Origin of the sequence: Nibricoccus aquaticus, assembly GCF_002310495.1 — a bacterium.
Lineage (GTDB): Bacteria > Verrucomicrobiota > Verrucomicrobiia > Opitutales > Opitutaceae > Nibricoccus > Nibricoccus aquaticus.
On the sequence record NZ_CP023344.1, the window covers coordinates 321,812 to 335,397 of the forward strand.

Genomic DNA, 13,586 nt, shown 5'->3' on the forward strand with positions numbered 1-13,586 from the left:
GCAGTTTAAGAAAAACTGTTCACCCCTTTCGCACTCCGCGTGCCAGTGTTTCGGATACGCACTTAAGTAGCTGATGGAAAACAGCTCGTGCTCCGTTCAAATCCAGCCTGACGCTTTCTCCTCCACCCGCCTGGTGCATCTTGCAACCGCGCTCCCGCGCCCATGCCTGCGCTTTGCACCGGCCTGACGGTGCACCGCCCGACGCCCGCTCACTCTAAAAAATCTTCTCCCCGGGTTTTCGTCTGAGAATCCACTCGCCCTCACCCACTGGCAGACTTCGTGCGAAACGCTCCGCACCATGTCCACTCCCGCCTCCCCCGCTCTTCGACGCCGTCGCATCACGATCATCGCGGTCGCGCTCGGCATCGCCGCGCTATTCGCCGTGCTCACGCACTTCGGCGGCGGAGCACGCTGGAAGGAGGCCATGGACGCGCTGCCGGCGGCCGCCTTGCTAGCGTGTTTCGCCGTGCTGCCGCTGACCGGTTTTCCTGTCACGCTTCTGCTGCTCGCCGTCGGCGCGCGCTTCGGTTTCTGGCCAGGACTCGCCGCCACCGCCGCCGCCACCGCGTTCCATCTGGTCGCGAGCTACCCGTTGTCGAAAGTCGTCCGCCGCCCCGTCACCGCCCTGCTCGAAAAAGCCGGCTGGTCACTCCCGCAGCTCGACCGCGGCTCGGCGTGGACCTTCTCCACCTGGCTCGCTCTCGCGCCCGGCCTCTCGTACGCGCTGAAAAATTACACACCCGCACTCGCCGGCGTCCCCTTCGCCATCTACTTCCTGAGCTACTATCCGATCCACGTGATCACCTCCGTGCTTGGACTGCTCATCGGCGGAGCCACGATGAACTTTTCCTGGCCGCTGGCTTTCGGCGTGCTCGCCTACGGGATCATCATGGCCGTCCTCACCAAAATGCTCGCCACCCGCCTCCGCGAAAACCGCGCCGCCAGCAACACCTTCGCCGCACACTCCTCCACCGCTGCACCCGCAGCCTGAAAAATTCCCCCGCCTCCTTTTATGCAAAAAATCCAGATCAACCACCACACGCGCTACAGCTATTCCGCGCCCGTCATCCTCGGGCCGCATCGCCTCTTCATCCGCCCGCGCGAAGGCCACGACATCCTCATCGCCAGTTCCCGTCTCGAAATTTCCCCCACGCCCGCCTCCATCACCTGGCACCGCGATGTCCACGGCAACTCCGTCGCCACCGTCGTCTTCGGCGAACCCGCCGACTCCCTCTCCATCCTCAGCGAGGTCATCGTCGAACACTACGACGAGCAGCCCCTCGACTTCGTCATCGAAGACCGCGCCGCGAAATTCCCCTTCGTGCTCACGCCCGCCGAGCGCATGGACCTCATGCCGTATCTCACGCCGTCCTACCCCGAGGATCAGTCGCAACTCGATCAATGGACCCAAAGCTTCTGGAAAGCCGGTAACACGGCCGACACCTCCGCGCTGCTCAACGAGATCAACCGCAGCATCGCCAATAACTTTTCCTACGCCCGCCGCGAAGAGCCCGGCGTCCAGCGCCCCTCCAAAACACTCGCCACACAAAGCGGCTCCTGCCGCGACTTCGCCACGCTCATGATCGAGACCTGCCGCTTCCTAGGCCTGCCCGCGCGTTTCGTCAGCGGCTACGCCTCCACCGAAGACATCCCCGCCGCTCTCGGCTCCACGCACGCCTGGGCCGAGGTCTATCTGCCCGGCGCAGGCTGGAAAGGTTTCGACAGCACCGGAGGCGTCATCGTCGGCCCGAAACACATCGCCATCGCCGTCGGCCGAGATCCCGAATCGCTCCCGCCCATCTCCGGTTCCTTCGACATCGGCAACAACCTCAACGTGACCTCCTCCATGGAGGTCACCGTCGAGGTCAAACGACAGGACTGATCCCCGCGCTCACCGCCGTCCGGGGACTGCCCTCGGACGGCGCGCTCGTTTTCTCAGGCACGATCAGTTTCAAATCCGCCGCCAGTGGCAGGTGATCGGAAGCGATGCGTGTGAGATCGTCTTCGAGCACCTTCACGCCGCACACCTCGAAATGCTTCGAGGCAAAAATGTGATCGATCCGCCGCAACGGCCAGCGCGCCGGAAAAGTCCTCCGCGCGGTATGCCCCGGCGCATGCGCCTGCACATCGTTCATCAGCGCCGACAGTTTCCTATAAGCCGCCGAGCCCGGAGGAAAATTCATGTCGCCGCACAGGATCACCGGTTTGTCCGTGCCGATCCCACCGAGCCACTCCGGCGCGAGCAAATCAGCCACTTGCGACGCCTGCTCCGCCGAGCCCAGTCCGAGATGCGTCGTCAACAACTGCACCTCTTCTCCCAGCCACGGCACCGTCACCCACAAAGCTTCCCGCGGCTCTCCCCTTATCCGTCCGCCCCGTGGCAACACCGCGCGCCGCACCAGCCGGATCGGCTCGCGCGACAGTACTCCATGCCCGTACTTGGAATTCCCCGACGTCACCGCCGGGCAAAAGTACGCGTGCATCCCCAGCTTCTCCGCGATAATCGCCAGCTGATCCTCGCCACGCGAACGCTCACGCCCGCAGTCGAGCTCCTGCAACGCGATCACATCCGCATCCAGCCGCTCCAGCACGCGCGCGATCCGAGCCGGCGAAACCCGCCCATCGCCGCCGTGGCAGCTGTGGACGTTGTACGTCACCACCCGCATCGCCACCGCCGTTGCAGACGGCTGCCGTCGCTGCGCCGCCACAACCGCGCCCGTTTCCGAACGCCCGAGCGCACGCAACGCCGCCGCCCGTAAGACCGAGGGACGGATAAAATGCCGCGCCTCTTCCGGCAGCCATACGTTTGCCGGCAGCAGTGCGAAACCCTGCGCCTCCGCCGCCGTCGGCCCCGCGTGCGAGCCATTCTCCTGCGCAAAGGTCCAGCATTCGCCCTTCGTTCCCCAACCGAGAACAACCAGATCGCCCGCGTGCGGATTGTGGCAGAGATGCGCCAGATCCTTCGCGATCTCACTGCGCAATGGCTCCGCGCAAGGCAGTCCCTCAGGCAGATCCGGCAGCACCTGCTCCCCACCCGCATGAAGCCAGTCCACCCGCCCGTCTTCGCGCCGTAGCAAAACGCCCCCTACACCATCCCGCAGCAGCGCCGCCGCCAGCCGCCGCTTGCCGGTTTCACCGAGATCGCGCCCAAAATAAACATGCCCCACCGGCCCGAGCGCGGCCACGGCGAACTCCTGCTTCTCAAAAACACTCAGCTGCGACTCCGCCCGGTGCGTCTCCTCGCGCTTTTCTTTTTTCGGCCCCCCGAGCCAGTGCCCGGGCGATGGCCGCCGCTGCGGCCGCGCCGCCTCCGCCGCTTTCACCGCGTCTTGATTCGGCCAGTGCTTCCGCACCAGTCCTTCCAGCCCGCCCTCCACCACGCCCGCCAGCGCCTTCGTGCGCACCTGCCCGTGATCGCTAAAAATCCACACGTCATAATCCCGCCGCCCTGAGCGCCGCGCCGCGCGGTGCAGCTCCCGGATCGCACGATCGATGCCCTTCAACGTCCAGTGCGCGAACGCCGAGTCCGGCCCGCGCCGGTGCGACTGCTCGTCGTACCCGAGGAAATTCACATGCACCACCGGCAGCCCGCGCGTCACATCGAGCCGCGCGCCGAGCGTCACCATTTCACGCAGTCCCACGCAGACAAAAACGCGTGCCAGCAGGAAAAACAGCTCTCGCTTCAAGCTCCGCCCCTGCACAAACACACCGCGCAACGCGTCGAAAAAACCGATCACGATCTCCAGCAGCAGCAGCCCGACCAGCCGCGCAAACGCCCCGAAGTGCAAAAATGCAAACGTCACCAGCGTCCTCAGTTTTCCGGTACGCCACATGTCGCCGAGTCCGATGCTAGCGCCGCAGAAATGGCTTTCCTCCTGCGCCGCTCCACCCGTGTAGATGTTGCTCCACGAACTGCCGCCCGTGAGCAACCCAGTCGCCTGCGTTTGCAGATCCGCCTCGATTCGCTTCGCCCAGTCCGGATGCATCATCATGCCGATCCCGCCCACGCGTTTGTCGAGAAAGCTGAACGCCGGCACCGCCCCGCGCACCCCGTAATAAAGCTCCGCCTGCACCGCCGGCGTGCTCGATGGCAGCCCTGGATAAAAGGTGTGCAGCTGATGCCCGCGATTGAGCAGTCGCTTCAAAAACGGCATCCGCCCGCGCGCGATCGCTCGCTCCAGTTGCTCACGCGCCAGCCCGTCGATCTGGATCATCAGCAGCCCGTGAGCGTGCGGCGCATCTGCAGTCACGCCGAGCTTCAGCCCGCGCACGGCCCATTCGTTGCGACTGAAACGACGGCGCATCCGCCACCACGCGGCTTCGATACGGGTAAGCATGGCGCGCGTCAGGAGGCTGCCAGTTGCGAGAGCGGAGCCGTGATAGCTTTCACCGCCGCGCCGACTTTGTCAGCGACCAGCTGGCCCTCGATCGCGAGACGCTCCTTCGTGCGTTCCCATAACGATTGCTCCTCGATGCGCGGCTGGTCGCGGCGATGAGCGGCGATCACTTCGCGATAAAATTCCAGCGCTTTCACCGACGTGACCACCCGGTCGAAATTCGCCGCCTGCTCCCGCGCGCCCTTGCTCCACTTCTTCCGAAGCTCCGCGCTGCGCACCACTTGATTAAGCGCGCGTGAAAAATCCACCGTGCTCGCATCCGCCTTCAGCAAGCGGCCGTTTTCCTTGTCGCGCACGATTTCGCGCGCACCGGACGCATCGAGCGCGATCACCGGATTTCCCGCCGCCATCGCCTCGGCGAGCACCATGCCCTGCGTCTCGCTCTGCGAGGCAAACGCGAAGACATCCATCGCCGCGTACGCATCGTGCAGCGCCTTGCCCGTGAGCTTCCCCGCGAACCGCACACGGTCCGCAACGTTATGCGTGGCCATGATTTTTTCCATCTCCTCGCGCGACGGACCATCCCCGACAACCAGCAGCCACGCGTTCTTCTCCCGCTTGAGCGTGCGCACCACCGCCTCCGAGAGAAACGTCAGATTCTTTTCCGGCGCCAGCCGCCCCAGATGACCGATCACCACCGCATCGCTCGGGATGTTCCACTGCTTCCTGCCACGCGCGCGGCTGCCCGAGGCGAGTGCCTTCGTGTCGATGCCCGTCGGCACCACGCGGATCGGCGTCGTCACGCCGCGGCTCACGAGCAGCTCCGCAATGCTCTCGCTCGGCGCGATCACACCATGGCAGCGATTCGCAAAACGCGTCGAGAGCTCGATCACGAATTCCTTCAACCGCGGCGAATCAAACGGCACGTAATGCGTGTACTGCTCGTACAGCGTATGGTGCGTGAACACCACCGGAGCACCCGTCATCGCCGAGGCGCGCAGCGCCGTGTCCCCGAGCAGAAATGGATGATGCGCGTGCAACAGGTCCGGCTTGAACCCCGTGATGCGCTCCGTCGATTCCGTGCTGAGCGGCAGGCTAACCGAGAAGTCGCTGCCATTAAAATTTTGCAGCGCTGGGACGCGCTCCACCGAACGCTCGATGCGCTCCGGCGCACCGCCTTCGGCAAATTGCGGGGCCACCACGAGCACGCGCTGACGCAGCCGGCGATAGTCTTCTAGAAAGGTCTGGACCGATTTGGCGACGCCGCCGACGTGCGGCAAAAACGTGTTGGTGAAGAAACAAATTTTCATGACTGGAAGTGAAGAGATGCCTGCGTGCTTTCGCGGGTTGTCTGAGTGAGTTTCGATAACTGCGCTCCCTATCTCATGATGCGTGCCAGCGACTGCCCTGCGCGCGTTCTCAGAGGAGAACTCACATCAAAAAGCTTTTCCCTCCTTACGGACGCTGCGCTTTGCAGCCCGCGCAAAACACCCGCCCGGGCGGAATGCACTCAGGCAAACTCTCACGAGTTCTCGCTGTAGGCGGTGCCCTCACCCCGCACAACCTTCATCCGCTTTTGTCCTTCAGACACCACGCCACGCTACGCACGTTCGGCTGCGCGCAGCCTCCAGCCCAACAAAAAGCCCGCGAGCATCACTCGCGGGCTTGCATCAAAAAGATCGGCTTAAGTTTCCGTCAGACGCTCACGCGCCTTCACCCATGTCGCCGCTCACGCCTCGACTCGTTTCGACGTGTCGATCGTCGTCGTCACCATACCCAGGCGCTTGCGCTTCCGATACAGTGTCGCGATGTCGATACCCATGATCTTCGCCGCCTGATCGAGACTATCGACCTTCGCGACCACGCGCCGGATGTGCTCTTCCTCGAGGCGGTCGATCGTCACAAAATGCCCCGGCCGCACCGCCGATGACTCCTCGCTCTTCGAGGTGAATTCCTCCGGCAGATCAGCGGGCTCAATTTCCTCGCCCGACGAAAGAATCACCGCGCGCTCCACAACATTGCGCAGCTCACGGAGATTTCCCGGCCACGTATAATCCGCCAGCGCGAGCGCCGCTTCGCGCGAAAACTTCAACTTCGGCTGCCCTTTCGCTGCGGCGAAAAACTTCAGATAATTTTCCATCAACACCGGCATATCTCCGGGACGATCCACGAGTGCGGGCATCTCCACGCCGATCACCTTAAGTCGGTAAAACAGATCTTCGCGGAAACGTCCCTCAGCGACTTCCTTCGCGAGATCGCGGTTGGTCGCCGCGATGAGCCGCACATTCGCCTTCCGCGTACGCGTGTCGCCCACGCGCTCGTATTCACGATCCTGCAACAAGCGCAGCAGCTTCGGCTGGATCTCCAGCGGCACCTCTCCGATTTCATCGAGGAAGAGCGTGCCTCCATCCGCCGTCGCGACTTTGCCCCAAGTATCTTTGAGCGCGCCCGTGAACGATCCTTTCACGTGACCGAAGAGTTCACTCTCGAGCAGCTCCTTGGAAAGACTCGGGCAGTTGATCGTCACGAACGGCTTGTCCGCGCGGGCACTGCGTTCGTGAACCGAGCGCGCCAGCACCGTCTTGCCCGTGCCGCTTGGCCCGAGGATGAGCACCGTCGCCTCCGACGGCGCCGCACGAAACGCCATGTCGAACGCCTTCTTCATCGCGGGCTCATTCGACTCTAGCAGCAACGCCGGTTGATTCGACGCCACGCGGCCTTCGAGCTCGCGCACCTTTGTCGTCAACTTCCGCTGCTGCTCCAGCTTCGCCAGCTTCTGTTTAATGTCCTCCGGGATAAAAGGCTTTTGGATGTAATCATGCGCCCCGCGCCGCATCGCCTCGACCGCCGCCTCGACCGATGTCTGCGCCGTAAAAACGATCACCGGAATCTCCACTCCGAGTTCGGGCAGCTTCGGCAAAAAATCCAACCCGCTCTCCGGTCCGAGCATCACATCGAGAAACATCGCATGGATCGGCTCCTCCTCGAGGATGCGCTCGGCCTGCTTGGTGTTGTTGGCGATGAACGTCTCATGCCCCATCGCGCGCAACGCATACGAGGTGGATTTCTGGACGCTCACTTGGTCATCGACGATGAGGATGTTCATAAGGGTTCGGGTATTGTGAGCCTGATAACGCGAAGTTCGTGCCGCGCTCCGGCAACTCACGGCAAATTGCATTTGGCGCAAGCCTTCATCCAAGAAAAATTCCCCCGATAAATTTTCTGCCCAATGACTTAGGAAAGATCACTCACGCAAAAAAATCTTAAAGCCCGTTCCTCCCTTCCTTCATCCACTCACTCCATTAACTGCATGTTGCAGTCCCGATTTCCGACCCGTGCTGCAAAACGCCTTAGCCGTAATCCTGCCGTTTCCGCACCCACTCACGTCATGTTCATCGGGTCGACATCGAGCACCTGCGTCACGTCGTCCGGCCACGTGAAATCCGCGCGCAGCTTCGTCAGCTCCGCCACCACCTTCGTCACCTGCGCCGTGAAGTACCATAGCTGCCACCGGTACTCATCCTTGATCTTCTCGATCGGCGACGGCGACGGCCCGCGCAACTCAACCTTGTCGCCGAGCGCCGCCTCCACGCGTTTCGCCCACTGCTCCGCGAAAAATTGCAGCTTCTCCGGATTCGGCCCGCGAAACCCGTGATGGATCAGATGCCGGTAAGGCGGATACCTGAAATCTTTCCGCATCTTCAACTCGCTCGCCGCGAACCCCGCGAAGTCCGCCTGCCGCGAAAACTGGATCGCCTCCGCCTGCGGCGTGAACGTCTGCACCACCACTTCGCCCGCGCGATCGCCCCGTCCCGCCCGTCCCGCCACCTGCACGAGCAACTGAAACGTCCGCTCGTTCGCCCGAAAATCCGGGATGTGCATCGAGATGTCCGCGTCGATCAAGCCGACCAATGTCACATTAGGAAAATCCAGTCCCTTCCCGATCATCTGCGTGCCTACAAGCACATCGATTTTCCCCGCGCGAAAATCCCCCAGCACCTGCCGGAACAGATGCTTCTTCGACATCGTGTCGGCATCCATGCGCTCGATACGCGCGCGCGGCACCACCCGCCGCACCGCTTCCTCCACGCGCTGCGTGCCCAGCCCGCGCCAGCGGATTTTCACCGACCGGCACTTCGGACACGACATCGGCGCCGGCCGCTCCGCTCCGCACAAATGACACCGCAGCCGCTCATCGCTGCGGTGGTACGTCATCGTGATGCTGCAATGCTCGCACTCCTCCACATGCCCGCAATCCGTACACATCATCGACGACGAGTAACCGCGCCGGTTGATGAATAAAATCGTCTGCTCCCGCTTCTCGAAACGGCTCTGCATCGCGTTCACGAGCTTGCGCGAGAGCGTCGTCATCCCACGCGAGTTCATGATCTCGATCTTCATATCGACGACATTGATGTGCGGCAGCTTCCGGTCATCCACGCGCTGCGTGAGCTGAAGCAGTTGATACTTCCCCGCCTCTGCATTCGCGAACGACTCCAGCGACGGCGTCGCCGATCCCAGCACGCACAACGCCCCCGCCAGCTTCGCGCGCATTACCGCCACATCCCGCCCGTGATAACGCGGCGTCTCGTCCTGCTTGTACGCCGGCTCGTGCTCTTCATCGACCACGACTAGTCGCAAATTTTGCACCGGCGCAAAAATCGCCGAACGCGCGCCCACCACCACGCGAGCCTCGCCCGACGCCAGCGCGTGCCACCCGTCGATCCGCTCGCCTTCGCTCAGATGACTGTGCCACACGACCGTCTTCTGCCCCGGTGCGATCGCCTCCAATCGCCCGCGCAACCGCGCCACCGTCTGCGGCGTCAGCGCCACTTCCGGCACGAGAAAAATCACCCCGCCTCCCGCCGCGAGCGCATCGTGCACAGCGTGCAGATATACCTCCGTCTTCCCCGAGCCCGTGACGCCGTGCAGCAACGTCACGCCAAATTTATCCGCCTTCAAACTCGCCGCCAGCGCCTCGCCCGCCGCGCGTTGCTGCGGATTCAGCAACGGGGGCATCGCCGCCACCACTTCGCCGCTCCCCCACTCGTCCGCATACGCCACGCGCTCCACCCGCCGCGCTTCCTCGCGCAGCACCCCGCGCTTCACCAGCGCCGCCACCACCGCCGCCGTGAGATCGAGCCGCGTGAGCACCAGCGATTTTTTCACCGGCTTAAACTGCTGCACCATGAACCGGTACAACTTAGCCTGCTGCGGCGCCCGCTTCGTCAGTTTCTCCAGCTCCGCCTCCGGCAACTTCTCCGCCATCACGAGCATTTTCTCGATCTTCAGCCCCGCGTCATTGCGCACCGCCGCCGGCAACATCGTCTCGATGATCGTATCGATTCCACACGCGTAATACGCCGCCATCCACTTCGCCAGACTCAGCAAATCCGGCGTCAACGCCGGAAACGGCTGCACCAGCTGCGCCACGTTTTTTAGTTTCTCGACCGGAAAATCCTTCGGCGCGCCGATCTCGCCCACGATCCCCAGATGCAGCCGGTTCACGATCGGCACGCGTACCAACGATCCAACGACCACTGCCGCGCCGAGCGACTCCGGCACCCGGTAGTGCAGGACTTTATCGAACCCAGCGAGAGGATGAACACCGACGTACATATCGCGAAAAGACCGGCGATGACGCCGCCCACTCATCCCCGACGCAAGCACGCCGACACCTCACTTTTCGCATTCCTCCCCATTCTTGACAGACACCACCGCCAACTTGAACGTCCCAGCGTGAGCAACGAAGCCGCCCGCGATAAATTCCAAAACTACCTCGCCAAAAAAGGTCTTCGCGTCACCGAGCAACGTCTCGCGATCTTCGAAGCCGCCTTCGGCCAGAAAGAGCACTTCACCGCCGAGGAACTCCTCGACCACGCCCGCGCCATCGACGACTCCGTCTCCCGCGCCACCGTTTACCGCACGCTTCCGATCATGGTCGAAGCCTCGCTCGTCCGCGAAGTCGATATCGGCAAAAACCTGAAGTACTACCTCCCCAACGCCGAAAACAATCCTCAGGTCGCCCAGGTCATCTGCATGGATTGCGACAAGATCTTCGAAATCGCCGCCCCCTTCATGGAATGGTACGGCAACTCCGTCTCCACCAAACTCGGCCTCACCCCCGTCACGCAACGTCTCCAGGTGAACGCGCACTGCAACGCGCTCAAGCAAACCGGCACCTGCAAAAACCGCAGCTGACCGCCGCAGCCTCTCGCCTCGATGGGAAAAAAATCCGATCCCGCCTTCGAAATCGCCTTCTTCGAATCGGTCCTCCGCCGCGACCCGACCTACGCCGACGTCATCGAAATCCTAGGCGGCCTCTACACAAAAACCGGCCGCATCGAGGACGGCCTGAAAATGGACCGCAAACTCGTCCGCCTCCTCCCCAAAAATGCGACCGCCCACTACAACCTCGCGTGCAGCCTCGCCCTCTGCAAACGCAAGACCGACGCCCTTCGCTCCCTCAAAGACGCCATCGCCCTCGGCTACGACGACCTCGACTGGATGTCGCAAGACCCCGACCTCGAAATCCTGAAAGCCGACCCCGCTTTCAAAAAACTCCTCGGCCAGCTCAAACCCCAGAGCTGAAGAGATCGGGTAGCCGCGTCATTTAAGACGCGGAGTTCGCGACGTCCATTCACACCCCAGAGTTGCCAGCTCCGCCCCACTGGTCATTGGTCACTGGTCATTTTCCTCCATTTCTAAAAATGCCCGTCCTCGACTACGAGCCACACGTCCTCGCCCCCCGCACCGCCGCACCCGCGCTGACGCCCATCCAGCAGGAAATCCTCGCCCTCAAACGCGAACGCAACGCCGTCATCCTCGCGCACAACTACCAGATCGAGGCCATCCAGCAGGTCGCCGATTACGTCGGCGATTCCCTCGGCCTCGCCTATCAGGCCCAAGCCTCCAAAGCCGACGCCATCCTCTTCTGCGGCGTCCACTTCATGGCCGAGACAGCCAAAATCGTTAACCCCACGCGCACCGTCCTTCTCCCCGATCTTGACGCCGGCTGCTCCCTCTCCGACTCCTGCCCCGCCGACCGCCTCGCCGCCTACAAAGCCGCGAATCCCAACGTGTACGTCGTCGCCTACATCAACTGCTCCGCCGCCGTGAAGGCCCTCTGCGACGTCATCTGCACCAGCGGCAACGCCGTCAAAATCGTCAACCAGATACCCGCCGACCGCGAAATCCTCTTCGTCCCCGACCAAAACCTCGGCCAGTGGGTCGCGCAAAAAACCGGCCGCAAGATGCGCCTCTGGCCCGGCTCCTGTTACGCCCACGTCCAGTTCACCGTGAAGGCGCTCGAAAAAGTCCGCGCCAAATTTCCCCACGCCCCCGTCGTCGCGCATCCCGAATGCGTCCAAGCCGTCCGCGACCTCGCCGACGAAGTCTGCTCCACCGAGCTCATGGTGAAATTCGCCAAGGAACAGACCGCGAAAGAAATCATCGTCATCACCGAGTCCGGCATGTTGCACCGCCTCCAGCGCGAGGTCCCCGACAAAACCTTCATCGCCGGCCCGACCGACACCTGCGCCTGCAACGACTGCCGCTTCATGAAAATGAACACGATCGAGAAAGTCCGCGACGCGCTCAAAAACATGACCCCGCAGATTGAGCTCCCCGCCGACATCCGCTCCGCCGCGTTGATCCCCCTCCAACGCATGTTGGACTGGAGCAAACGCTGACCCGTCCCCTTCCGATGGCGTCGCGACGCCCCAGTCGCGCATAAACCACCTTCGCCTCCGCGCCCCCAACCGCGTGGGCAACGCCTCTACGCGGCCGCGACCAGGGCCAAACGGCCCTACCCGACCCGGGTCCAATGCCCCGCCATCGCCCCTACCGCGATCCCGCGTGACCCGCTAGACTGCTCCCGTGAATACCACGGAAAGCTCTCCCTCCCGCCCCCGCCAGCACGCACCTTTCACCCGCATCACAGGAGCCCGCCTACGACGCGGCCTCTCCCTAGTCGAGGTGATGGTTGCCGCCACGATCTTCACCATCTTCGCCGTATCCGCCACCGGGCTTTTTATTCAGAATCAGCGAGCGTCGGTTGGGCTTCGCTACCGGACTCAGGTCACTAACACCGCGCTCAACATCCTCGAGCAACTCAGGCTGAAAAATTACAATGAGCTGAAAGCCCTGCGCGCTGCCGCCCTCCTCGCTCCCACAGGAACACACACCACGACCGTCCTTGTCGGCGATCCACTCTACGTCCCGCCCACGGTCAACCCATACGCATCCCTCAACCTGCCTGCCGGACTTCGACCTGAAGAGCTAATCCTCAACGTCCTCGACGGTACCGTCATCAGCATCAATCGAACTAACATCAAACTGCCGATGGAAAGCGGCCTTAACACCACGAAACTGGATACACGTTACTGGCTTTCGATGAAGTATAACGAGTCACTCAGCACCCCCATCGTTCAGGCCATAGAAATCGCACTCATTTACCAATGGAAAATGCCGCAACGCACCAACTGGCAGGAAGGCACCATCCGTCTAGTCGTCATCAACCCTCAGGCAGTGAAAAACGTAGCCTCAGCTGCGGCCCTTTGATTATGAAAACCTTCCCCCTCCGCTCACGCTCCCGCAAACGCGGTTACACACTCACCGAAGTCTTGATTGCCCTGGGCATCAGCGTCGCTCTCGGTGGCGCCGCCACTTGGTTTATGATGGAAGGCGCCCGCGCCTCACTCAAAGCCACCAATAACTCCGTCAACGATCTCGCGCAATGGAGCATCTTCGTCGCGATCTCGGTCGATTCCAAAACCGCCAACGGCATGTCCGTTTACTCGACGTTCACGCCAGCCGATATGGCCGACAGCACCAAACGCCTGAACAAGGATGGCCGCGGCAACGTCCTCATCCTCACGAAAAGCAGCCAGGACGCCGGCTCGTCCCGCGCCGCCTATGACAAAATCACTGGCTACATTTACAGCCCGACAACCAAAAATCTCCGGAAATTTGAATACACCGTCACCGCCGCAGAGAAAGGCGACCTGGCCACCAATGTCCTCCCCGCCACCCTCGAAGAGATCCTCGTCAACAATTACACGACCCTCGTTCCTCACATCATCGGCGAAAACCTCACGCCCCCCGTCACAGGATTCGGCGTATTTCTCGTCCGCGAGCGCGGCCACTCCGGCATCCTCTCCATCGAAGCAGCTCAGGGCATCGATGCCCGCACCGTGAATAAAAAACTCATCGAAGCCTCCTTCTTCATCCGCGGTTGATCCGCCTCCT

Annotated in this window: 11 protein-coding genes; 7 read left to right on the forward strand and 4 right to left on the reverse strand. The window is 62.4% G+C overall.

Features of this window, described 5'->3' with window-relative positions; genetic code table 11:
* Window positions 1–298 precede the first annotated feature (298 nt).
* On the forward strand, window positions 299–991 hold the full coding sequence (locus CMV30_RS01385; protein ID WP_096054360.1) for a TVP38/TMEM64 family protein: 693 nt from the start codon (window positions 299–301) through the stop codon (window positions 989–991).
* Window positions 992–1,012: 21 nt separating this feature from the next.
* Window positions 1,013–1,882, forward strand: coding sequence for a transglutaminase family protein (locus CMV30_RS01390; protein ID WP_096054361.1), 870 nt, complete (start codon window positions 1,013–1,015; stop codon window positions 1,880–1,882).
* Here CMV30_RS01390 and CMV30_RS01395 read toward each other — a convergent pair.
* The 4 genes from CMV30_RS01395 to priA form a co-directional block, all read right to left on the reverse strand.
* Window positions 1,866–4,337, reverse strand: coding sequence for an endonuclease/exonuclease/phosphatase family protein (locus tag CMV30_RS01395; RefSeq protein ID WP_096054362.1), 2,472 nt, complete (start codon window positions 4,335–4,337; stop codon window positions 1,866–1,868). The two genes, CMV30_RS01390 and CMV30_RS01395, sit on opposite strands and share 17 nt — an antisense overlap.
* A gap of 8 nt (window positions 4,338–4,345) precedes the next feature.
* Complete coding sequence (locus CMV30_RS01400; RefSeq protein WP_096054363.1) at window positions 4,346–5,647, reverse strand: glycosyltransferase; 1,302 nt, start codon at window positions 5,645–5,647, stop codon at window positions 4,346–4,348.
* Between the two features lie 419 nt (window positions 5,648–6,066).
* Complete coding sequence (locus CMV30_RS01405) at window positions 6,067–7,443, reverse strand: sigma-54-dependent transcriptional regulator (RefSeq protein ID WP_096054364.1); 1,377 nt, start codon at window positions 7,441–7,443, stop codon at window positions 6,067–6,069.
* A 275-nt stretch (window positions 7,444–7,718) separates the two neighbouring features.
* On the reverse strand, window positions 7,719–9,956 hold the full coding sequence (priA, locus tag CMV30_RS01410; protein WP_096054365.1) for a replication restart helicase PriA: 2,238 nt from the start codon (window positions 9,954–9,956) through the stop codon (window positions 7,719–7,721).
* A 120-nt stretch (window positions 9,957–10,076) separates the two neighbouring features.
* Between priA and CMV30_RS01415 the strand changes: the two genes are divergently transcribed.
* The 5 genes from CMV30_RS01415 to CMV30_RS01435 all read left to right on the forward strand — a co-directional run bounded on the left by CMV30_RS01415 (window position 10,077) and on the right by CMV30_RS01435 (window position 13,576).
* A complete protein-coding gene (locus CMV30_RS01415) occupies window positions 10,077–10,538 on the forward strand; it encodes a Fur family transcriptional regulator (RefSeq protein ID WP_096057555.1) in 462 nt (153 codons plus the stop codon).
* Between the two features lie 21 nt (window positions 10,539–10,559).
* Window positions 10,560–10,928 carry a TPR end-of-group domain-containing protein gene (locus tag CMV30_RS01420; protein ID WP_096054366.1) on the forward strand — a complete coding sequence of 123 codons (369 nt, stop codon included), beginning with the start codon at window positions 10,560–10,562 and terminating at the stop codon, window positions 10,926–10,928.
* A 119-nt stretch (window positions 10,929–11,047) separates the two neighbouring features.
* Window positions 11,048–12,028, forward strand: a complete 981-nt coding sequence (gene nadA, locus CMV30_RS01425; RefSeq protein WP_096054367.1) for a quinolinate synthase NadA — start codon at window positions 11,048–11,050, stop codon at window positions 12,026–12,028.
* 187 nt (window positions 12,029–12,215) lie between these two features.
* Complete coding sequence (locus CMV30_RS01430) at window positions 12,216–12,899, forward strand: type IV pilus modification PilV family protein (RefSeq protein ID WP_138223061.1); 684 nt, start codon at window positions 12,216–12,218, stop codon at window positions 12,897–12,899.
* A 2-nt stretch (window positions 12,900–12,901) separates the two neighbouring features.
* A complete protein-coding gene (locus CMV30_RS01435) occupies window positions 12,902–13,576 on the forward strand; it encodes a PulJ/GspJ family protein (protein ID WP_096054369.1) in 675 nt (224 codons plus the stop codon).
* Window positions 13,577–13,586 lie beyond the last annotated feature (10 nt).